Annotated in this window: 21 protein-coding genes; 16 read left to right on the top strand and 5 right to left on the bottom strand. The window is 41.6% G+C overall.

Annotated features, from left to right (window positions below; genetic code table 11):
* Positions 1-143 precede the first annotated feature (143 nt).
* Positions 144-1,490 (bottom strand): glutathione-disulfide reductase, encoded by a 1,347-nt coding sequence (gene gor, locus B7717_RS09105; protein ID WP_084881760.1) that lies wholly within the window; start codon positions 1,488-1,490, stop codon positions 144-146.
* 266 nt (positions 1,491-1,756) lie between these two features.
* Here gor and B7717_RS09100 point away from each other — a divergent pair, with 266 nt between their 5' ends.
* The 4 genes from B7717_RS09100 to metG all read left to right on the top strand — a co-directional run bounded on the left by B7717_RS09100 (position 1,757) and on the right by metG (position 7,021).
* Entirely contained in the window at positions 1,757-2,941 is a 1,185-nt protein-coding gene (locus B7717_RS09100; RefSeq protein ID WP_084944590.1) for an efflux RND transporter periplasmic adaptor subunit, read from the top strand.
* Complete coding sequence (locus tag B7717_RS09095) at positions 2,925-3,626, top strand: ABC transporter ATP-binding protein (protein WP_084944588.1); 702 nt, start codon at positions 2,925-2,927, stop codon at positions 3,624-3,626. The genes B7717_RS09100 and B7717_RS09095 overlap by 17 nt, the downstream gene beginning before the upstream one ends.
* Position 3,627: 1 nt before the next feature.
* Positions 3,628-4,887 (top strand): ABC transporter permease, encoded by a 1,260-nt coding sequence (locus tag B7717_RS09090; RefSeq protein ID WP_007519837.1) that lies wholly within the window; start codon positions 3,628-3,630, stop codon positions 4,885-4,887.
* Positions 4,888-5,023: 136 nt separating this feature from the next.
* Positions 5,024-7,021, top strand: coding sequence for a methionine--tRNA ligase (gene metG, locus B7717_RS09085; protein ID WP_049520705.1), 1,998 nt, complete (start codon positions 5,024-5,026; stop codon positions 7,019-7,021).
* 16 nt (positions 7,022-7,037) lie between these two features.
* Here the strand turns inward: metG and B7717_RS09080 are convergent, their stop codons facing one another.
* The 3 genes from B7717_RS09080 to coaA form a co-directional block, all read right to left on the bottom strand.
* Positions 7,038-7,571 (bottom strand): DNA topology modulation protein, encoded by a 534-nt coding sequence (locus B7717_RS09080; RefSeq protein WP_049520706.1) that lies wholly within the window; start codon positions 7,569-7,571, stop codon positions 7,038-7,040.
* Positions 7,572-7,623: 52 nt separating this feature from the next.
* Complete coding sequence (gene rpsT / locus B7717_RS09075) at positions 7,624-7,860, bottom strand: 30S ribosomal protein S20 (RefSeq protein WP_001274000.1); 237 nt, start codon at positions 7,858-7,860, stop codon at positions 7,624-7,626.
* Positions 7,861-7,927: 67 nt separating this feature from the next.
* Entirely contained in the window at positions 7,928-8,848 is a 921-nt protein-coding gene (gene coaA / locus B7717_RS09070; protein ID WP_000180520.1) for a type I pantothenate kinase, read from the bottom strand.
* Positions 8,849-9,049: 201 nt separating this feature from the next.
* Here coaA and B7717_RS09065 point away from each other — a divergent pair, with 201 nt between their 5' ends.
* From B7717_RS09065 to B7717_RS09025, 9 genes are all read left to right on the top strand, one after another.
* Entirely contained in the window at positions 9,050-9,454 is a 405-nt protein-coding gene (locus B7717_RS09065) for a hypothetical protein (protein WP_000698119.1), read from the top strand.
* A gap of 202 nt (positions 9,455-9,656) precedes the next feature.
* Positions 9,657-10,247, top strand: a complete 591-nt coding sequence (locus B7717_RS09060) for a class I SAM-dependent methyltransferase (RefSeq protein WP_008293752.1) — start codon at positions 9,657-9,659, stop codon at positions 10,245-10,247.
* Positions 10,244-11,521, top strand: coding sequence for a pyrimidine-nucleoside phosphorylase (locus B7717_RS09055; protein ID WP_001202985.1), 1,278 nt, complete (start codon positions 10,244-10,246; stop codon positions 11,519-11,521). Before B7717_RS09060 ends, B7717_RS09055 begins: the two co-directional genes overlap by 4 nt.
* A 19-nt stretch (positions 11,522-11,540) precedes the next feature.
* On the top strand, positions 11,541-12,203 hold the full coding sequence (gene deoC, locus B7717_RS09050; protein ID WP_000773690.1) for a deoxyribose-phosphate aldolase: 663 nt from the start codon (positions 11,541-11,543) through the stop codon (positions 12,201-12,203).
* Positions 12,190-12,579, top strand: a complete 390-nt coding sequence (locus B7717_RS09045; protein ID WP_000246104.1) for a cytidine deaminase — start codon at positions 12,190-12,192, stop codon at positions 12,577-12,579. The genes deoC and B7717_RS09045 overlap by 14 nt, the downstream gene beginning before the upstream one ends.
* A 90-nt stretch (positions 12,580-12,669) precedes the next feature.
* Positions 12,670-13,725, top strand: coding sequence for a BMP family lipoprotein (locus B7717_RS09040; protein WP_045591051.1), 1,056 nt, complete (start codon positions 12,670-12,672; stop codon positions 13,723-13,725).
* Between the two features lie 136 nt (positions 13,726-13,861).
* Entirely contained in the window at positions 13,862-15,397 is a 1,536-nt protein-coding gene (locus tag B7717_RS09035; RefSeq protein WP_084944586.1) for an ABC transporter ATP-binding protein, read from the top strand.
* A complete protein-coding gene (locus tag B7717_RS09030) occupies positions 15,390-16,448 on the top strand; it encodes an ABC transporter permease (protein WP_049479697.1) in 1,059 nt (352 codons plus the stop codon). The genes B7717_RS09035 and B7717_RS09030 overlap by 8 nt, the downstream gene beginning before the upstream one ends.
* Before the next feature lie 2 nt (positions 16,449-16,450).
* Positions 16,451-17,407, top strand: coding sequence for an ABC transporter permease (locus B7717_RS09025; protein WP_000029138.1), 957 nt, complete (start codon positions 16,451-16,453; stop codon positions 17,405-17,407).
* 33 nt (positions 17,408-17,440) lie between these two features.
* On the opposite strand, the gene plsY is transcribed toward B7717_RS09025, so the two are convergent.
* Positions 17,441-18,082: a glycerol-3-phosphate 1-O-acyltransferase PlsY gene (gene plsY / locus B7717_RS09020; protein WP_084944584.1), complete on the bottom strand. Its 642-nt coding sequence runs from the start codon at positions 18,080-18,082 to the stop codon at positions 17,441-17,443.
* Positions 18,083-18,217: 135 nt separating this feature from the next.
* Here plsY and parE point away from each other — a divergent pair, with 135 nt between their 5' ends.
* The 3 genes from parE (at position 18,218) to B7717_RS09005 (ending at position 22,586) form a co-directional block, all read left to right on the top strand.
* The gene (parE, locus tag B7717_RS09015) at positions 18,218-20,167 is read left to right on the top strand and encodes a DNA topoisomerase IV subunit B (RefSeq protein WP_000037298.1); all 1,950 of its coding nucleotides are present in this window, start codon (positions 18,218-18,220) and stop codon (positions 20,165-20,167) included.
* Between the two features lie 12 nt (positions 20,168-20,179).
* Complete coding sequence (locus B7717_RS09010) at positions 20,180-21,442, top strand: hypothetical protein (protein WP_049479700.1); 1,263 nt, start codon at positions 20,180-20,182, stop codon at positions 21,440-21,442.
* A 328-nt stretch (positions 21,443-21,770) separates the two neighbouring features.
* Positions 21,771-22,586: an aminoglycoside 6-adenylyltransferase gene (locus B7717_RS09005; RefSeq protein ID WP_049520709.1), complete on the top strand. Its 816-nt coding sequence runs from the start codon at positions 21,771-21,773 to the stop codon at positions 22,584-22,586.
* Positions 22,587-22,597 lie beyond the last annotated feature (11 nt).

Genomic DNA, 22,597 nt, shown 5'->3' with positions numbered 1-22,597 from the left:
AACTGTTAACCTCTTTTCAAAATTATAGTAACTATTATACTAATTTAGAAAGAAAAGTCAACCTATTTATGAAATCAAGGTAACAATTTTGTAACAGCCGATTTTGCAAGTAAAAAGAGACCTCAAGAGGTCTCTTGCGATAATTAGCGCATGGTCACAAATTCTTCTGAAGCGGTTGGGTGGATAGCTACTGTAGCATCAAAGTCCGCCTTGGTTGCTCCCATCTTAATAGCAACAGCGAATCCTTGAATCATCTCATCCACTCCGTAACCAAGTCCGTGAAGTCCAACAACTTTTTCGTCAGCACCGGCGGTGATGAGTTTGAAGCGAGATTCTTGACGATGGCTTGTAACGGCTGAGTACATTGATGCAAAGCTTGACTTGTAGACTTTGATGTTATCTTGGCCGTATTCTTTGATAGCTTGATCTTCAGTTAAACCGACTGTTCCGATTGCTGGGTGGGAGAAAACAACAGTAGGGATAGTCGTGTAGTCCATCTTGGCATTTGTTTTCCCGTTGAAGAGGCGTTCAGATAAGGTACGTCCTGCCTTGATGGCTACCGGGGTCAGTTCTTTCTCACCAGTAACATCTCCAAGAGCATAGATGCCATCTACAACTGTATTTTGATATTCATCTACTTGGATAAATCCACGTTGGTTGAGTGTGACGCCAGCCTTTTCTAACTCCAGACCGTCTACATTTGGACGGCGACCGGTAGCCCAGATAACTTGGCTGGCAGTGTGACTAGAACCGTCTTCGAAATGAATGGTAATACCTTGCTCCGTTTCTTCGAGCTTGACGGGTACCTTATGTGTGTGCAAAGGTAGACCTGTTTTTTCCATTTCATTGACAAGTCCTTCAACGATGTAGCTGTCAAAACCACGCAAGGGACGATCGCGACGGACAAACAAATCGGTTTTTACTCCTAGTGCGTGGAGAACACCTGCTAATTCAACGGCGATATAACCAGCTCCAAGAATCGCAACGGATTCAGGAAGCTGCTCCCAAGCAAAGACATCGTCTGAGCTGCCACCGAGTTCAGCTCCAGGGATAGTTGGGATGCTTGGACGAGCACCAGTCGCAATCACGATATGCTTGGCACGAATCAATTCACCATTAACACTGACAGTGTGGGAATCAACAAAATGAGCACGCCCCTCAATCAAATCAACTCCGTTGCGTTTGAAACTTCCATCATAAGATGAACGAGCGCGATCGATATAGGCTTCACGATTTTGACGAAGTTTTGCGAAATCAAATTGAACATTTGAACTCGTAAACCCATAGTCAGGACCGTAGTGGTGGAAGCTTTCAGCGATTTGTGCTCCATACCACATGATTTTTTTAGGAACACAGCCGACATTGACACAAGTTCCGCCTAATTTTTTTTCTTCGATAACAGCTGCTTTAGCGCCGTGTTCACCAGCTCGGTTCATAGTGGCGATGCCACCGCTCCCTCCACCAATGGCGATGATATCATATTCTCTCATAGAAAACTCCTTATAGCTTTGATAGTCATATTCTATCGTTTTTATTTTTTGAATGCAAAAATCTGCTACGGTAAAAAAATTATAAAAACGCTTGCCAAATTCCAAAAGATATTGTATTCTATTTCTAGAACAATAACCCAATAAACGAATGCCGAACGAAATAATGATTCTGAATTGTCATTGTTTCCATCTGAACTGTTATTGTTTGGGCTTGGTGTTTCTGATATAATGGTTTTTGTAAGGCAAAAGAATAAAGGAGCTTGAAAATGAAAAGAAATAAAAAGGCAAAAAAATGGCAATTATATACAGCGATTGGTGTTGCCAGTGCTATTGTTATCGGTGCTGCGGCGATTATGATTTTTAGACAACCTTCCCAGTCAGCAGTCAAGGATGAAACCTCTCATATCGTTACTGCTAAGGAAGGTTCCGTTGCTTCATCGGTTCTCTTGTCAGGTACGGTTACAGCAAAAAATGAACAATACGTTTATTTTGATGCTAGTAAGGGAGATTTAGATGAAATTCTTGTTTCGGTTGGGGACAAGGTAGAAGAAGGGCAAGCTTTGGTGAAATACAGCAGTGCAGATGCTCAAGCTGCCTATGATGCAGCCGATCGTGCAGTTGCAAAGGCAGACCGTCATATCGAGGAGTTAAACAAAGCTCGTGAGAATGCATCAGCTGCACCAGCTTCTCCACAAGTTCCAACAGAAGCTGGACTCCCAGAACAAGCGCAAGCAGCAACTTCTTCCGTATCCTCTATTGATTCTCAAATCAGTGATGCCAAGGATAACCGTGCAGATGCTGTGACTCAGCTCAACAAGGCTCAAGCTCAGCTAGATGCTGCAACTGTCCTTAGTACACTAGAAGGGACTGTAGTTGAAGTCAATCGTAATGTTTCCAAATCGCCAACAGGTAATAGCCAAGTGGTAGTACATGTCGTAAGTAATGAAAACCTGCAGGTCAAAGGGGAGTTGTCTGAATACAACCTAGCTAACCTTTCTGTAGGGCAAGAAGTTACCTTTACTTCGAAGGTTTATCAAGATAAGAGCTGGACAGGTAAAATCAGCTATATTTCTGATTATCCTAAAAACAACGGGGAAGCAGCAAATGCTGCCCTTGGAGGAAATACTGGGTCTAAGTACCCTTATACTGTTGATGTGACCAGCGAAATCGGTGAGTTGAAACAAGGTTTCTCTGTCAGTGTTGAAGTTAAGAACAAGAGTAAAGCCATCCTTGTTCCTTTGACAAGTATCGTTACCGAGAATGACAAAAACTATGTCTGGCTAGTAGACGACCAGAAAAAAGCGAAGAAGGTAGAAGTTACTTTGGGGAATGCGGACGCAGACAACCAAGAAATTACTTCAGGTTTGACAGACGGAGCCAAGGTCATCAGTAATCCAACATCTTCCTTGGAAGAAGGAAAAGAGGTGAAGGCTGATGAAGAAACTAATTAGTCTCAAAAATATCTGCAGGAGTTATCGAAATGGTGACCAAGAACTGCAGGTCCTAAAAAATATTAACTTAGAAGTTCATGAGGGTGAGTTTGTTGCCATTATGGGACCGTCTGGTTCTGGTAAGTCTACGTTGATGAATACCATCGGAATGTTGGATACACCAACCAGTGGAGAGTACTACCTTGAAGGTCAAGAAGTGGCAGGTCTTGGAGAGAAACAACTGGCCAAGGTCCGCAATCAGCAAATCGGCTTTGTCTTTCAGCAGTTCTTTCTCTTGTCCAAACTCAATGCTCTTCAAAATGTCGAATTACCCTTGATTTACGCTGGAGTTTCGGCATCAAAACGTCGGAAATTGGCTGAGGAGTTTCTAGAAAAGGTCGAGTTGACAGATCGTAGCCAACACTTGCCGTCAGAGTTATCAGGTGGACAAAAGCAACGGGTAGCGATTGCCCGTGCCTTGGTAAATAATCCTTCTATCATCCTAGCTGACGAACCGACAGGAGCCTTGGATACCAAGACGGGAAACCAAATCATGCAGTTGTTGGTGGAGTTAAACAAGGAAGGGAAAACCATTATCATGGTCACGCATGAGCCTGAGATTGCTGCCTATGCCAAACGCCAGATTGTCATTCGTGATGGTGTTATCTCATCAGACAGCGCTCCAGTAGAAAAGGAGGAAAACTAAGATGCAGAATCTGAAATTTGCCTTTTCATCTATCATGGCTCACAAGATGCGTTCCTTCCTCACCATGATTGGGATTATCATCGGAGTTTCGTCTGTCGTCGTCATCATGGCTCTGGGAGACTCCATGTCTCGTCAGGTCAATAAAAACATGACCAAATCACAGAAGGATATCCATGTCTTTTTCTCTCCTATTAAAAGCAAGGACGGCTCCTTTACGCAGAAACAATCCGCTTTGACAGTCAGTGGGAAAGAAGAGGATGTTCATGTTGAACCACCAAAACCACTAGAATCCTGGGTCAAGGAAGCTGCCAAACTCAAAGGAGTAGACAGTTACTATGTCACCAACTCGACCAACGTCACCCTATCTTATAAGGATAAGAAGGTTGAACGCGCGACTCTGACAGGCGGAAATAGCACCTACATGAACGCAGTTGAAAATGAAATCGTTGCGGGTAGAAGTCTAAGACCGCAAGACTACAAGGAATTTGCCAGTGTGATTTTGTTGGATGAAGAACTAGCCAAGAGTTTGTTTGATAGTCCAGAAGCTGCGGTTAATCAAGTCATCTCTGTCAATGAATTTAGTTACCGTGTGATTGGCGTTTATACTAGCAATGAAGCTAAAACTGCTAAAGCCTTTGGGATTGGTGGTCTTCCAATTACGACTAATATCTCTCTCGCAGCCAATTTTAATACTGATGAAATCTCGAACATCGTCTTTCGTGTCAATGATACTAGTCTAACGCAGACCTTGGGTCCGGAGTTGGCTCGAAAACTGACTGAGATTGCAGGTCTTCAGCAAGGGGAGTACCAAGTTGCGGATGCAACTGCCGCCTTCCAAGAGGTACAACAACTATTTGGTTTTATGACAACCATTATCAGTGCCATCGCAGGAATCTCTCTCTTTGTCGGGGGAACTGGTGTTATGAATATCATGCTGGTTTCGGTAACAGAACGCACGCGTGAGATTGGTCTGCGGAAAGCTCTCGGTGCTACACGGGCTAATATCTTGGTACAGTTTTTGATTGAATCCATGATCTTGACCTTGCTAGGTGGTGTTATCGGCCTTGGGATTGCTGCTGGAATGACCATGTTAGCTGGAGTATTGCTTCAAAACATGATTGCAGGTATCGAAGTTGGGGTGTCCCTCCCAATCGCTCTCTTTAGCTTGGCTGTGTCAGCCAGCGTTGGGATGATTTTCGGAGTCTTGCCGGCCAATAAAGCCTCTAAGCTCGATCCAATCGAAGCCCTTCGTTATGAATAAGATATAGAACAGAAAAAAACAAGATGGACATTTGTCTGTCTTGTTTTTGTATGGATTTTCCTATCGAAAATCACCGAAAATATGATATAATGAAGTGTTAGAAAATCAGGTTTCATTTGCCTGGAAAGGAAATATTATGTCTGAAAAGAATTTTTATATTACAACACCGATTTACTATCCATCTGGTAAACTTCATATCGGTTCTGCCTACACAACTATCGCATGCGATGTCTTAGCACGTTACAAACGCCTGATGGGCTACGATGTCTTTTATCTGACTGGTCTTGATGAGCATGGTCAAAAGATTCAACAAAAAGCAGAAGAAGCTGGGATTACACCACAGGCCTATGTTGATGGGATGGCGGTTGGAGTCAAAGAACTTTGGAAATTGCTCGATATCTCATACGATAAATTTATCCGTACGACGGATGACTACCATGAAAAAGTAGTGGCGCAAGTCTTTGAACGCTTGCTTGCTCAAGATGACATCTACTTGGGTGAATACTCTGGTTGGTATTCAGTCTCAGATGAGGAATTCTTTACAGAAAGCCAGCTGGCAGAAGTATTCCGTGACGAAGCTGGAAATGTGACGGGTGGTATCGCTCCATCAGGTCACGAAGTGGAGTGGGTTTCAGAAGAGTCTTATTTCCTTCGCCTCAGCAAATACCAAGACCGTTTGGTTGAATTTTTCAAATCGCACCCTGATTTCATCACTCCAGATGGTCGTCTTAATGAAATGTTGCGTAACTTTATTGAGCCAGGTTTGGAAGACTTAGCGGTTTCTCGTACAACCTTTACCTGGGGTGTCCAGGTTCCATCTAATCCAAAACACGTTGTCTACGTTTGGTTTGATGCTCTGCTTAACTATGTGACAGCTCTCGGCTTCGATCAAGATGAACACGCTAACTTTGACAAGTTCTGGAACGGAACGGTCTTCCACATGGTCGGAAAAGATATTCTTCGTTTCCACTCAATCTACTGGCCAATCCTTCTTATGATGTTGGATATCAAATTACCAGAACGTTTGATTGGTCATGGGTGGTTTGTTATGAAAGACGGCAAGATGTCTAAGTCTAAAGGGAACGTTGTCTATCCTGAAATGTTGATAGAGCGTTTTGGGCTGGATCCACTTCGTTACTACCTCATGCGTAGTCTTCCAGTTGGTTCAGACGGAACCTTCACTCCTGAGGACTATGTAGGTCGTATCAACTATGAATTGGCAAATGACCTCGGAAACCTCCTTAACCGTACGGTTTCTATGATCAACAAGTATTTCGATGGTCAAATCCCTGCCTATGTAGAGGGTGTAACAGAGTTTGATAATGCTCTTGCTGAGGTTGCAGAACAATCAATCGCAGACTACCATACACACATGGAAGCCGTTGACTACCCACGTGCTCTTGAAGCAGTTTGGACTCTTATCTCTCGTACCAACAAATACATCGATGAGACTGCTCCGTGGGTCTTGGCTAAGGATGAAGCCCTTCGCGACCAATTGGCAAGTGTTATGAGCCACTTGGCAGCCAGCCTCCGTGTCGTAGCCCACTTGATTGAACCGTTTATGATGGAAACCAGTCGTGCAGTCTTGACTCAACTTGGTTTGGAAGAAGTAGCAAGTCTTGAGAACTTGAGCTTGGCTGACTTCCCAGTAGATGTGACTGTAGTTGCCAAAGGGACACCAATCTTCCCACGTCTGGATATGGAAGAAGAAATCGCCTATATCAAGGAACAAATGGAAGGCAATAAGCCAGCTGTCGAAAAAGAATGGAATCCAGACGAAGTCGAACTCAAACTCAACAAGGATGAAATCAAATTTGAAGACTTTGATAAGGTTGAAATTCGTGTCGCAGAGGTCAAAGAAGTTTCTAAAGTGGAAGGTTCTGATAAGTTGCTCCAATTCCGCCTAGATGCTGGTGATGGTGAAGATCGTCAAATCCTCTCAGGAATTGCCAAATACTATCCAAACGAACAAGAATTGGTCGGCAAGAAAGTCCAAATCGTTGCCAACCTCAAACCACGCAAGATGATGAAAAAATATGTCAGCCAAGGGATGATTCTCTCAGCTGAACATGATGGACAATTAACCCTTCTCACAGTTGATCCAGCTGTACCAAACGGAAGTGTGATTGGGTAATAGCGAAAAACCAACGTTAGGCACGTTGGTTTTTATTGTTGTTTACGAGATTTTCTAAGAAGTGGTCCATCTCCTTTTGCGACCGGAGGACAATTACTTTCTCTGGATAGGTTTCTTGAACCCGTTGATAGCGTTCTTTAGCATTCTTTGTCCGCCCATCCCAGAGAATCCATCGGATAAATTCCCAGTCAAAGCGTTCAGGACAACCTGCAGCCATACTTTCTCGGACCTTGCCTCGGTAAGTGAGATACCGTTTAAAGGCTCGAAAGAGACAAGTCCATGGTGAAAAATTGAGAAAGATGATTTGGTCAGCTTCCTGCATTCTTTCTTCATAGCAACACCAAGAGTAGTTGCCATCGATGACCCAAGCTTCATGCTTTGTGAGAAAGTTTTTCATCTCGGTCAACATCCATTCGCGGTCACTGTCTTGCCAACCAGGTTGAAATTGGAGTGTGTCCATATGCAGTTTGGGGATGGAGTAGTAGTTTGACAACTTTTCAGCTAGAGTTGACTTGCCTGCTCCAGAATATCCGATGATTGCTATTTTCATTTTCTACCTTTTCTGATTAGAGGACAAAAAAACAGCCTCTATGGACTGTTTCTTATTTAGCAAGTTTAGCTGAAAGACGAGCTTTATCGCGGCTTGCTTTGTTTTTATGAATCAAACCTTTAGTTTCTGCTTTGTCGATAGCTGAGCTAGCAGCACGGAAAAGTTCTTCAGAAGGGTTTGCTTCGAAAGCTTTGATAGCAGTACGCATAGCTGATTTTTGAGCTGAGTTTTTTTCGTTTTGTTTAACGTTCAATTCAGCGCGTTTGATAGCTGATTTAATGTTTGCCAATGTTCTTACCTCCATATTTACTAACTATACTATTATATCTGAAAACTTATGTTTTGACAAGGGGAAATTATTTTTTTAGGTAAATTTCATCGATTTCATGGTTTTTAGTCTTGTGGAGAATAACCTCAGCACGATTCCTTGTCGGTTCGATATAGTTTTGTAGATTTGTGAGATTAATGCTGGTCCAAACCTGGTGAGCAAAGGCTTCAACTTCTCCAATCGGCATTTGCGTAAAGCGGTGGTAGTAGCTGTTGGGATCATTTTGGGCAAAGCTGAGCAGCTTTAAGAAACGATCCAGATACCAGCTTTCAATGTCCTCGACAGCAGCATCCACATAGATGGAGAAATCAAAGAAATCAGTAATGTAAAGGCGCTCATTTTGAGGGTTTTGAAAGACATTGATGCCTTCGACAATGACAAAATCAGCAGCTTTGACACGTTGTTTCTCTCCAGGAACGATGTCATACACTTCATGAGAATAGACAGGAATATCGACATCTTGCCCATTCTTTAGGCGGTCAAGAAAATTCAGCAAGGTTTCCATATCATAACTTTCAGGAAAACCTTTGCGATTTAAGATATCTTGGTCAATCAAGGTTTGATTGGGATAGAGAAAACCGTCAGTTGTCACCAATTCTACAGTAGCATCCGGGAGAGTACGTGATAAAAGAATCTGAAGTAAGCGACTAGTAGTTGATTTTCCCACAGCAACACTACCAGAAACCCCAATGATAAAAGGCTGAGATTTACTTTCGCGTTGGAGAAAAATTCCTTTTGAAAAGGCCAAATCATCCTTGGTGCGCTTGTAAATATGGATAAGATGAACTAGGGGAAGATAGACATCTGTTACGTCCTGTAGACTAATCTGGTCATTGAAACTCTTGATGGATTCTAACTCTTCCTCTGTCAAGGGAGGGGTTGTTTTGCGATGCAATGATTGCCAAGTCTGGCGACTGATTTTTTCAAAATGTAAAAATTCGTTGGTCATTTGTTTTCCCCTAGATATTTTGTTTATCATACCATAAAAAGCTAAAAAGATAAAGCGGTTTCTTGATGGTAGTAAGTCAATATCGTATAATAGAGGTAGATGGAGGTTGAATAATTTAATGATGAGATAGGGAATGGTTTCTGAAGACTTATCAGTTATTAAAAGTGAGCTTTTGGGTTCGCAACTTATAGGAGGTGTGTCATGAAAATATTAAAAAGTTATATATTGGAACTCTGTTTTATTCTCAGTTTTTCCTTACCTTTTATAAAAGGAGCGAATGCGGATAATGGTAGACGCTTTGTGGAAATCTATTACGGTTTTACTTTTTTGATGGAACATGCCATTGTAACAGTTGTCTTTATCTGTTCGCTCTTGATTGCTTGGCTACTAAAAAAACGGTGGATGAAATGGCTTGCTGCTGGTAGTTATCTATTTTTGATTTTGTGGATTGCTACAGAAGGATATCTATTCCGTATGTCACTAGAAGATTTGATACGACTTTGGACAAGTTTGGAAATCTTGACACAAACTTATCAGTTGGGTTTTTATCTAAACATCATATTGGGAATCTTGTTGATAATAAAGTATTTTAAGGTTAAGAAATAGTAATAAAAATGCGCCCGATTGCAGACGAACTGTTTTTTCCTGACTATGATAATTTGTAGTTCCCGATAGATTGTAATGTATTTCTAATAATTGAAAGAGATTGAAGAAAAGGTTTTTTGACTAGGATTCTTCAGTCTTTTTCATTTGATCATCACTTTGTAAACGATTTACAATTCAAGCCAAATTATGGTAAAATAGTTTTATGAGTAAAATGTATTATGCAGAAAATCCTGATGCTGCTCACGACATTCATGAGTTGAGAGTGGAGTTGTTGGGAGAAAACATGACCTTTTTGACGGATGCGGGTGTTTTCAGCAAGAAAATGGTTGACTTTGGGAGTCAGCTCTTGCTTAAGTGCCTAGAGGTCAATGAAGGAGAGAAGGTCCTTGATGTGGGTTGTGGTTATGGGCCATTGGGTTTGTCGTTAGCCAAGGCTTATGGAGCTCAGGTAACCATGGTCGATATCAATAATCGTGCCTTGGACCTAGCGCGACAAAATGCTGAACGTAATAAAGTAGAAGCAACGATTTTCCAATCCAATATCTATGAACAAGTTGAAGGGAAGTTTGACCATGTTATTTCCAATCCGCCGATTCGAGCGGGCAAACAGGTTGTTCATGAGATTATCGAAAAGAGCAGAGATTTCTTGAAAGACGGAGGAGATTTAACCATCGTCATTCAGAAAAAACAAGGGGCTCCAAGTGCTAGAAATAAGATGGAAGACGTTTTTGGAAGTTGTGAAATTGTAAAGAAAGATAAGGGATATTATATCCTTAGAAGTGTGAAAGAATGAGAGCAGTTGATTTAATCCAAAAGAAACGAGATGGTCAAGAACTGACTACGGCTGAAATCAAATGGTTGGTAGAAGGCTATGTGGCTGGAACTGTTCCAGATTATCAAATGTCTGCTTTTGCTATGGCTGTTTATTTTAAAGGAATGACCACACGTGAGATTTCTGATCTGACGATGAATATGGTTAAAACAGGTCAGGAGTTTGATTTGTCAGCTATTGATGGGGTTAAAGTTGACAAGCATTCGACTGGTGGTGTAGGTGATAAGGTGACCTTGATTTTGGCTCCCCTTGTTGCGAGTTTCGGCGTGCCTGTTGCTAAGATGAGTGGTCGAGGTCTCGGCCATACTGGTGGGACAATTGATAAATTGGAATCCATTAAGGGCTACCAAGTCGAGCGAAGTCAAGAGGATTTCATTCGTCAGGTACAGGACATTGGTGTATCTGTCATTGGGCAGTCAGATCAGCTGGTTAAAGCAGATAAACTTCTCTATGCCCTCCGAGATGTGACCGCAACTGTCGACACGATTCCTTTGATTGCGAGTTCGGTGATGAGCAAGAAAATTGCTGCAGGAGCGGATGCCATTTTGCTAGATGTAACGGTCGGTGAGGGTGCCTTTATGAAGACGGTTGATGAGGCACGCGAATTGGCTCAAACCATGGTGGATCTTGGTAAGGCAGTTGGTCGAAAGACGGTAGCAGTTATTACCGATATGAGCCAACCCTTGGGACGAGCCATTGGCAATCGTCTCGAAATCCTTGAGGCAATCGAGATTCTTCAAGGAAAAGGTCGAGAAGATATTAGTCACTTTATCTGCGAGTTAGCTCAGATTATGCTTGGATTGGCTGATGTTGAGAAAACGATCGAGGAAATCCGTCAACACCTGGAAAATGGCCAAGCACTGGCTAAGTTTGAAGAAATGGTAACAGCACAAGGCGGTGATTTAGAAGATCTTTATCGCCCCGTCAAAGTTGCCCATGTGGTGGAAATTCCAGCTCAAGATACGGGTGTTATTTCAGCTCTTCCTGCAATGGAATTTGGCCTCTATGCCATGAGACTAGGAGCTGGTCGTGCAATCAAGTCTGATGACTTGGACTATGAAACAGGGATTGTTTTTGAGAAGAAGGTTGGAGACTCCGTTCAAAAAGGGGAAATTGTTGCAAAAGTTTATACAAATGGAAAAATTTCTTCTGAACTAGTTACAGAATTTCAAAAATATGTTAAAATAAATGATGGAGTGCAAAGTTTACGAGAAATTATAGAAATTATCTCATAAAACCAGGGAGAATCCGAATATGAAGTTAAATAAATATATTGATCATACGCTTTTAAAGCAAGATGCAAGCCAAGAACAAATTGATTGTTTGCTATCTGAAGCGCGTGAGTATGACTTTGCCAGCGTTTGTGTTAATCCCACATGGGTGAAACATGCGAAAACAGGGCTTGAAGGCTCAGATGTAAAAGTTTGTACAGTAGTAGGTTTTCCTTTGGGAGCAACAACTTCAGCTGTGAAAGCTTTTGAAACAAAAGAAGCTGTCCAAAATGGTGCAGATGAGATTGATATGGTTATCAATGTCGGTGCTCTCAAATCAGGCAATCTGGATTTAGTTGAATCGGACATCCGTGCTGTCGTAGAAGCAAGTGGTGACAAGTTGGTGAAGGTCATTATTGAAGCTTGCTTGTTGACAGACGATGAAAAGGTTGTGGCTTGCCAATTATCCCAGAAAGCAGGCGCTGACTTTGTCAAAACATCAACTGGATTTTCAACTGGTGGTGCCACTATTGAGGATGTTCAGTTGATGCGTAAAACAGTCGGACCAGATATGGGAGTTAAGGCAGCTGGTGGAGCTCGTTCATATGCGGATGCTGTCGCTTTTGTGGAAGCAGGTGCTACTCGTATTGGAACATCCGCTGGTGTAGCAATCTTAAAAGGAGAATTGGCTGATGGCGACTACTGAGTTAATTGAACTAGCAATTGAAACCAGCAAGAATGCCTACGTGCCCTATTCTCACTTTCCTATCGGAGCTGTTTTAGTAGCCAAGGATGGTAGTATTTATACAGGTGTGAACATCGAGAATGCTAGTTATCCCTTGACTAACTGTGGGGAACGTACAGCTATCTTCAAGGCAGTCTCTGAGGGGAAACGGGAATTTTCAGAATTGATTGTCTACGGACAAACTGAAAAACCCATCTCGCCATGTGGTGCTTGCCGCCAGGTCATGGTTGAATTTTTTGAACAAGATCTAAAAGTGACCTTAGTCGCTAAAGATAAATCGACGGTCGAGATGACGGTCGGGGAGTTACTTCCATACTCATTTACAGACTTAAATTAGTCTGGGCCACTCTTGAAGTGGCTGTGGTCTGTGTGACCAAATAATCCATACTTGCAACATCGTTGCACATCTTATTTAGGAGGTTCAGTAATGAACAAGAAACAATGGCTAGGCCTTGGTCTAGTTGCAGTAGCAGCAGTTGGACTTGCTGCATGTGGTAACCGCTCTTCTCGTAACGCAGCTTCATCTTCATCAGAAATGAAGACCAAAGCAGCGATCGTAACAGATACTGGTGGTGTTGATGATAAATCATTTAACCAATCAGCTTGGGAAGGTTTGCAAGACTGGGGTAAAGAACACAATCTTTCTAAAGATAAAGGTTACACTTACTTCCAATCAACAAGTGAAGCAGACTATGCTAACAACTTGCAACAAGCGGCTGGAAGTTACAACCTGATCTTTGGTGTTGGTTTTGCCCTTCACAATGCAGTTGAGGAAGCAGCAAAAGACCACTCTGACCTAAACTATGTCTTGATTGATGATGTGATTGAAGGTCAAAAGAATGTTGCGAGCGTAAGATTTGCGGATAACGAAGCAGCTTACCTTGCTGGTGTTGCAGCAGCGAAAACTACGAAAACAAAACAAGTTGGTTTTGTAGGTGGTATCGAATCTGAAGTTATTTCACGTTTTGCAGCTGGATTCAAAGCTGGTGTTGAGTCAGTAGATCCATCTATCAAAGTCCAAGTTGACTACGCTGGTTCATTTGGTGATGCTGCCAAAGGTAAAACAATCGCAGCAGCCCAATACGCTGCCGGTGCAGACGTCGTCTACCAAGCAGCTGGTGGTACAGGTGCTGGTGTCTTTGCTGAAGCAAAATCATTGAATGAAAACAAAAACGAAGACGAAAAAGTTTGGGTTATCGGTGTAGACCGTGACCAAGCAGCAGAAGGTAAATACACTTCTAAAGATGGTAAAGAATCTAACTTCGTTCTTGTATCTACATTGAAACAAGTTGGTACAACTGTAAAAGATATTGCCAACAAAACAGAAAAAGGTGAATTCCCTGGTGGACAAGTGATTGTTTACTCATTGAAAGATAAAGGGGTTGAGCTAGCAGTGACAAACCTTTCAGAAGAAGGTAAAAAAGCTGTTGAAGATGCAAAAGCTAAAATCCTTGACGGAAGCATTAAAGTTCCTGAAAAATAATGGATAAAAGTCATTTCTTAGGAAGCGGCCATTGGTCGCTTCTTTAAGAATTGAGGCAATTTTTGTCTCAATAGAGCTTGTTAATGTGATTAGCAGGTTTTATTGAAATAAAATAAACCTCTGAAAGGAAGAGCATATGGCACACGAAAATGTCATTGAGATGCGGGATATTACCAAGGTGTTTGGTGAATTTGTAGCAAACGACAAAATCAACTTGCAACTGCGAAAAGGTGAAATCCATGCACTTTTAGGAGAAAATGGAGCGGGTAAATCTACTCTGATGAATATGCTGGCAGGACTTCTTGAGCCAACGAGTGGTGAAATTGTGGTGAATGGTCAGGTTGTAAAACTAGATTCACCATCTAAAGCCGCTGGTCTTGGAATTGGGATGGTTCACCAACATTTTATGTTGGTTGAGGCTTTTACAGTAGCTGAGAATATCATTTTAGGGAGTGAAATCACTAAAAATGGTGTTCTAGATATAGCTGGTGCTACTAAAGAAATCAAGGCTCTTTCTGAACGTTATGGTTTGGCAGTGGATCCTGCTGCTAAGGTGGCGGATATTTCCGTTGGTGCCCAACAACGTGTAGAAATCTTGAAAACACTCTATCGTGGTGCTGATATCCTTATCTTTGATGAACCTACAGCCGTATTGACTCCTTCAGAGATTGATGAGTTGATGGCAATCATGAAAAACCTTGTCAAAGAAGGGAAGTCCATCATTTTGATTACCCATAAACTGGATGAGATTCGTGCAGTATCGAATCGAGTGACGGTTATCCGTCGTGGGAAATCAATCCAGACGGTTGAAATTGCAGGCGCAACAAATGCGGACTTGGCGGAAATGATGGTTGGACGCTCAGTCTCCTTTAAAACGGAAAAACAGGAACCACAACCCAAAGAAGTGGTCTTGTCTATCAAAGACTTGGTTGTCAATGAAAACCGCGGTGTACCAGCAGTAAAAAATCTTTCTTTGGATGTTCGTGCTGGTGAAATCGTCGGTATTGCAGGGATTGATGGCAATGGTCAATCTGAACTCATTCAAGCCATTACTGGTCTTCGTAAGGTTGAGTCAGGTAGCGTTGAATTAAAAGGCAAATCGATCGTGGGGATGCATCCTCGACAAATTACAGAACTAAGCGTGGGGCACGTTCCTGAGGATCGTCACCGTGATGGCTTGATTTTGGAGATGATGATTTCAGAAAATATCGCTCTTCAAACCTACTACAAAGAACCACTCAGCAAGAATGGTATCTTGAACTATGCCAATATCACTTCGCATGCTAAGAAATTGATGGAAGAGTTTGACGTCCGTGCTGCCAGTGAATTTGTCCCTGCAGCTGCACTCTCAGGAGGAAACCAACAAAAAGCGATTATTGCTCGTGAGATTGATCGTGATCCTGATCTCCTTATCGTCAGCCAGCCAACTCGTGGTTTGGATGTCGGTGCCATTGAATATATCCACAAACGTTTGATTGAAGAACGTGATAACGGGAAGGCTGTCCTTGTTGTCAGCTTTGAATTGGATGAGATTTTAAATGTCTCAGACCGAATTGCTGTTATTCACGATGGTAAGATTCAAGGTATTGTATCGCCAGAAACGACTAACAAACAAGAACTTGGTGTCTTGATGGCAGGTGGAAACTTGGGAAAGGAGAAGAGTGATGTCTAAAAAATTACAACAAATTTCGGTTCCCTTGATTTCCGTATTCTTAGGAATCTTGCTCGGAGCCATTGTCATGTGGATCTTCGGATATGATGCTATCTGGGGCTATGAGGAGTTGTTCTATACAGCTTTTGGTAGCCTCCGTGGGATTGGAGAAATTTTCCGTGCCATGGGTCCTCTTATCTTGATAGGTCTTGGTTTTGCAGTTGCCAGCCGTGCAGGTTTCTTTAACGTTGGGCTTCCTGGTCAGGCTCTTGCGGGTTGGATCCTCAGTGGTTGGTTTGCCTTGTCAAATCCAGATATGCCTCGTCTCGTTTTGATTCCATTAACAGTGATCATTGCTTTGATCGCAGGTGGAATTGTTGGTGCGATTCCAGGTATCCTCAGAGCCTATCTCGGTACGTCAGAGGTTATCGTGACCATCATGATGAACTACATTGTATTGTATGTGGGAAATGCTTTTATTCATGCCTTTCCTAAAGATATTATGCAAAGTACAGATTCAACGATTCGTGTTAGTGCCAATGCTACATACCAGACACCATGGTTATCAGAGTTGACTGGAAATTCTCGTATGAATATCGGAATCTTCTTTGCAATCATTGCTGTTTGTGTGATTTGGTTCTTGCTCAAGAAAACGACTCTCGGTTTTGAAATTCGTGCAGTTGGTCTTAACCCCCATGCTTCAGAGTACGCTGGTATTTCAGCAAAACGTACAATCATTCTATCAATGATTATCTCTGGTGCTCTGGCTGGTCTTGGTGGAGCGGTCGAAGGTCTTGGTACCTTCCAAAACGTTTACGTTCAGGGATCATCATTAGCTATCGGATTTAACGGGATGGCAGTTAGTTTGCTTGCTGGAAATTCACCAATTGGAATTCTCTTTGCAGCCTTCTTATTTGGTGTTCTACAAGTTGGTGCACCAGGTATGAACGCAGCACAAGTTCCGTCTGAGCTTGTTAGCATTGTAACAGCGTCTATTATCTTCTTTGTCAGTGTTCACTACATTATCGAACGCTTTGTCAAACCTAAAAAACAAGTTAAAGGAGGTAAGTAAGGATGTCTATTACAACATTACTCACCCTCTTGGTCTCTTCTATGCTAATTTATTCAGCACCACTTATTTTTACGAGTATCGGAGGAGTTTTCTCTGAACGTGGTGGTGTCGTTAACGTCGGTCTTGAAGGAATTATGGTTATGGGAGCCTTTTCTGGGGTTGTCTTTAACCTTGAGTTTGCAGAACAACTTGGAGCAGCGACTCCTTGGATTTCCTTGTTAGTTGCTGGTGTCGTGGGAGCTATTTTCTCCCTCATCCATGCAGTCGCTACAGTTCATTTCCGTGCGGACCATGTTGTCAGTGGTACAGTATTGAACTTGATGGCTCCTGCCCTAGCGGTTTTCTTGGTTAAAGTTCTTTATAACAAAGGGCAAACGGATAACTTAAGCCAGACTTTTGGACGTTTTGATTTCCCGGTTTTGGCTGATATCCCAGTGATTGGAGATATCTTCTTCAAGTCTACTAGTCTACTAGGTTATATAGCGATTGCCTTCTCTTTCCTTGCTTGGTTTATTCTCTTTAAGACACGCTTTGGTCTTCGCCTTCGCTCTGTCGGTGAACACCCTCAAGCAGCGGATACCTTGGGGATCAATGTCTACATGATGAGATATTTAGGGGTTATTATTTCAGGTTTCCTTGGGGGAATTGGGGGAGCGATTTATGCTCAATCCATTTCAGTAAACTTCTCAGTGACAACTATTGTCGGTCCTGGATTTATCGCCCTTGCTGCGATGATCTTTGGTAAATGGAACCCAATTGGTGCTATGCTTTCTAGTCTCTTCTTTGGACTTTCACAAAGTTTGGCAGTTATCGGTTCTCAATTGCCTTTCCTACAAGGAGTGCCAGCGGTTTACCTTCAAATCGCGCCTTATGTCTTGACCATTCTTGTCTTGGCAGCCTTCTTTGGAAAAGCAGTTGCACCTAAGGCAGACGGTATCAACTACATCAAGTCAAAATAAGCATACAAAAAAACGTCAGTTTAAACTGGCGTTTTATTTTTTAGGATTTTGATGGGTTAAGTTTAGTCCCCAAGGAACGAGGTTTTCAGTTTTGTTTTTGATACGTGTGATATTATCCTTGTGACGAATGATAATCAAGCTAGCAAGTGCTAGGATAATTAAAATGAAGAGAGGGTCATAGCTGTTTAGGATAAAACCAAATAGTGGAAATAGGAGAACTCCGATAACGGCTGCGATAGAAGCAGTAACACTAGACAGTGAAATCATACTGCCTAGATAGAGGGTTCCAAAGAATACGATTGCCAGGTAGAGACAGAAGACAGGCGCAAATCCGAAAATAACTCCAGCGCTTGTTGCGACAGCCTTGCCCCCTTTAAACCCTGCAAAGATAGGAAAGGTATGTCCAATTACGGCCAAAAGTCCAAAGACGAGAGGTGATACACCTTGTTGGTGGAAAAGAATAGGAAGTAGAGTAGCCAAGGTCCCTTTAAAGAAGTCAATCACAAAGGTTGCCATACCCGCTTTTTTACCTAAAATTCGGAAAGTATTGGTTGTTCCGGTGTTTCCAGAACCATGTTCACGCAGATTTGTTTGAAAGAAGATTTGTCCAATCCAAAGACCAGACGGAATCGAACCTAGCAGATAAGCTAAAATTAATAATACAAATGTCATCATAGTACTATTATACCATGAAATGGTATAGAAAGTCAGAGAATATCCTGTGAAATTGTGACAGCTGAAAGGGAAAAGCTTTGCAAAATCGCTAGAAAACCTGTAAAATAGAAAAGATGAACAAATAGGAGGTTCCTTGTGTCAAAAAAGGAAATCAATATTAATAACTACAATGATGACGCCATTCAGGTGCTAGAAGGGTTGGATGCGGTCCGTAAACGTCCAGGGATGTACATTGGATCGACCGACGGAGCAGGTCTCCATCATTTGGTCTGGGAAATAGTGGACAATGCAGTCGATGAAGCCTTGTCTGGATTTGGTGATCGCATTGATGTGACCATCAATAAAGACGGGAGTTTAACGGTTCAAGACCACGGACGTGGGATGCCAACGGGAATGCACGCCATGGGAATTCCAACTGTTGAAGTTATCTTTACCATTCTCCACGCTGGAGGGAAATTCGGTCAAGGTGGCTATAAGACATCTGGAGGTCTTCACGGAGTGGGATCTTCAGTCGTTAATGCCCTTTCTAGTTGGCTAGAAGTTGAAATTACTCGTGACGGTACAGTCTACAAGCAACGTTTTGAAAATGGTGGAAAACCTGTTACAACCTTGAAAAAAATTGGTACAGCACCCAAGTCTAAGACAGGTACCAAAGTCACTTTCATGCCTGACGCGACGATTTTTTCTACGACTGACTTCAAATACAATACCATTTCAGAACGACTCAATGAGTCAGCCTTTCTCTTAAAAAATGTGACCTTGTCTCTGACAGACAAACGAACAGATGAAGCAATCGAATTTCATTATGAGAACGGGGTACAAGACTTTGTTTCTTACCTCAATGAAGACAAGGAAACCTTGACACCGGTTCTATACTTTGAAGGGGAAGAAAATGGTTTCCAAATAGAAGTAGCCCTCCAGTACAATGATGGATTTTCAGATAACATCTTGTCCTTTGTTAATAACGTTCGTACCAAGGATGGTGGAACGCACGAGACAGGACTCAAGTCCGCCATTACCAAGGTTATGAATGACTATGCGCGTAAGACGGGACTTCTCAAGGAAAAAGATAAAAACCTTGAAGGGTCGGACTACCGTGAGGGACTAGCAGCCGTTCTTTCTATTCTGGTTCCTGAAGAGCACCTTCAGTTTGAAGGACAGACTAAGGACAAACTAGGCAGTCCACTGGCTCGCCCGATTGTTGATAGCATTGTCGCAGAAAAATTAACTTTCTTCCTCATGGAAAATGGAGAACTAGCTTCCAATCTCATCCGCAAGGCTATCAAGGCTCGTGACGCTCGTGAAGCAGCACGTAAAGCGCGTGATGAGAGCCGAAATGGCAAAAAAAATAAAAAAGACAAGGGCTTGTTATCTGGAAAATTGACTCCAGCCCAGTCTAAAAACCCTGCCAAGAATGAACTCTACCTAGTTGAGGGGGACTCTGCGGGTGGTTCTGCCAAGCAAGGCCGTGACCGTAAGTTCCAGGCTATCTTGCCCCTTCGAGGTAAGGTTATTAATACAGCCAAGGCTAAGATGGCAGATATCCTCAAAAATGAAGAAATCAACACCATGATTTATACCATCGGTGCGGGAGTGGGTGCAGACTTCTCCCTTGAAGATGCCAACTATGACAAGATCATTATCATGACCGATGCCGATACCGACGGTGCCCATATTCAGACTCTTCTTTTAACATTCTTCTACCGTTACATGCGTCCGCTAGTTGAGGCAGGACATGTCTATATCGCCCTTCCGCCTCTTTACAAGATGTCCAAAGGCAAAGGCAAGAAAGAAGAAGTGGCCTACGCTTGGACGGACGGAGAGCTAGAAGAACTCCGTAAGCAGTTCGGTAAAGGGGCTACCCTCCAACGCTACAAAGGTCTTGGTGAGATGAATGCGGACCAACTTTGGGAAACAACTATGAATCCGGAAACTCGTACACTCATCCGTGTTACGATTGAAGACCTAGCCCGCGCAGAACGTCGCGTCAATGTCCTCATGGGTGACAAGGTTGAACCACGCCGTAAGTGGATTGAAGACAATGTCAAGTTTACGCTGGAGGAGAGTGGGGAGATGGTGTTTTAGGGGGAAGAATGTATGGATAAACAAAAATTGATATCTTTTTTCTTTGATTTTACTGGGATGGATTTGGACAAGCTTTTAGAGGGGCTGGGAATAGATGAAAAACTTGAAACCCAAAAAATTCAAAATGCAGTAAACGATTTTGAAAAATATATATTCAAGAGACATGCCGAAAATCCGAGTTATGATGGTATGGCCAAAGTCTGGAAGGAAAATCAAGTTTTTGAAGAGCTTATAAAAATTCGGTATACATTGAACAGTGAATATAAAGGTTATGAAGATTTCAAAAATCATCTCAAATCAATGTTTAGTAGTCAAGACTTTAATTCTGTTCTATTTTTTGAAGTGATGGATGAATTGAATAAACTCTTGATTGAAGAAGTTAAAAAAGCATCTAATTTTACAATAGCTGACATTGCTACTATGAATCATCTGATAGAAGCTAATCAAGTTGAGAATTCGAACTCTCAAAATAAAGAAGTAAGTGGAGGAGGAGAAAATCAAAATTTTGACAGTAAACAAGTAGAAGTTAATTCTAAAGATAAACCAATCCCCCATTTAGCTTCCTCAATTTTCTTTGAGAATAGATTTTATGAATCTTTTCCAGATTGTGATAATAAGAACTTTAAAGTATATAATGACCAAAAAGTAATAATTAATCGTTTAACCAATTTCTTTGAAGATTTCAATTATTTAGAAGTTTCACCTATCCGGAAGGTCAGAGGATCCTCTTATGAAGGTATATCTAGATTACAATTTGAAGACGGAAAAATACTTATGAGAATAGCTAATTCAACGTTATATTATGAAATAAAAATCAACAGATTGGTGGCTTTTAATTCTCCAGGGTATTGGAATAAGTTTATTATGATTGAGGTTGATGGAGATGTTCCAGCAAAGATAAGAGGGGATGCAGATGATTGCGAATCGAATAGTATTACTAAAGACTACGCTTATTCTGATGGTGATTATTATCCTATAACAAGTTATAATACTAAAAGATTTACTGAAAACGGTATGTTACAAACAATCGATGGAGAATTAAATGTAAGAACAAGATTTTTGAAGAAGCATAATTTTTTCATAGTGCCACGATTTCACCCATTAGCTTGTGACCAAGATTGTTATTATAAAGCTGAAGAAATTCTTGATGAGTTGCTTTCGTGTTGCGATGAAATGGCAGAACTGATTTTCTTAAAAGTTTCTAATTTATTGAAAACAACGAAAAGAACCAATAATGATTTCAGGGAAGATAGGTATGTATATTGTTATAGATAATGTCGTATAATGTGTTATCTTCTTCATGTGATTTTATTGTTCCTAATTTTTCTCATGTTTTTAATGACTAACAAGTTATTGTATCGAGAGAAAATATTTCTTTATGATTACTAACTTAGTAAATCAACTAATTGTTAGTGATTATTTAATATTTAGATCGGTTTATAGTACAAGGTGAAAAATTTTAATAGCTAGGTGAAAGAAAGTTATAAAGCTCATATCAAAAATAGGTTTAGAATTTGATAATGAAAGAACCTAGTAGATAGCCTACTTTATAGACATGTTTTTTCACAACACTCAAAAAAATAATAACTAATAAGGTATTAAAATGAGAACAGAAACAGAAATGCTCGATGTGATTTTACAGACTGCAAAAACTTTACAAGTTGAGGCTGTCGCCATGTCTGGTTCACGAACTGATACAAAAGCACCAAAAGATGAATTTCAGGATTACGACGTGGTTTATGTTGTGGATGACTTAGACACTCTAACAAGCAATCTTGCTTGGTTGGACCAGTTTGGCGCTCGTATCATTGAGCAGCATAATATCCTAGGCAACCGTCGTCTCTATCTCATGCTCTTTGAAGATGGCAACCGTATTGATTTGACTCTATGTCCTAAAGAGTATATCAAGGAGTGGGTAGAAAGCGAAGCGGATTTCACGGTGCTAGAGGACCCTAAGGGCTTATTTTCGCCTTATTCTCCAAATACTCAGCGTTACTGGACGAATCCAGCTAGTCAGACAGATTTCGAAAAAGCCTGCAATGAATTTTGGTGGGTATCAGCCTATGTGGTCAAGGGAATCTGTCGCGAGCAAGTCATTTATGCAACGGACCATCTTTACGGTATTTGCCAGCAAGAACTCTTGAAGGTCTTGGCTTGGCAGGTAGCAAGTGCTAGAGGAACTGTTGATATCGGCAAGAACTATAAATATCTCTTTAACTATCTACCTGCTGAGAAAGAGAAAGAATTCTCTGTTGTGCTTGATTTTTCAAGTATAGATAAAATCACTCAGTCTTTGTTTGCTACGATGCAACTTTTCCACCAAGAAGCTCATACTTTCTCTGTCAAGACTGGTTTTCCTTATGATAAAGAAACTGCAGAAAAAATGATTCGGTACGCTAAAGAGAGACTTAGACTCTAAATTTCGCTATG

The sequence above is a fragment of the Streptococcus oralis subsp. oralis genome (assembly GCF_002096495.1).
GTDB classification, from domain to species: Bacteria; Bacillota; Bacilli; order Lactobacillales; family Streptococcaceae; genus Streptococcus; species Streptococcus oralis_CU.
Note: the sequence above shows the minus strand (reverse complement) of the source record. Positions and strands in the feature narration are given on the sequence as shown.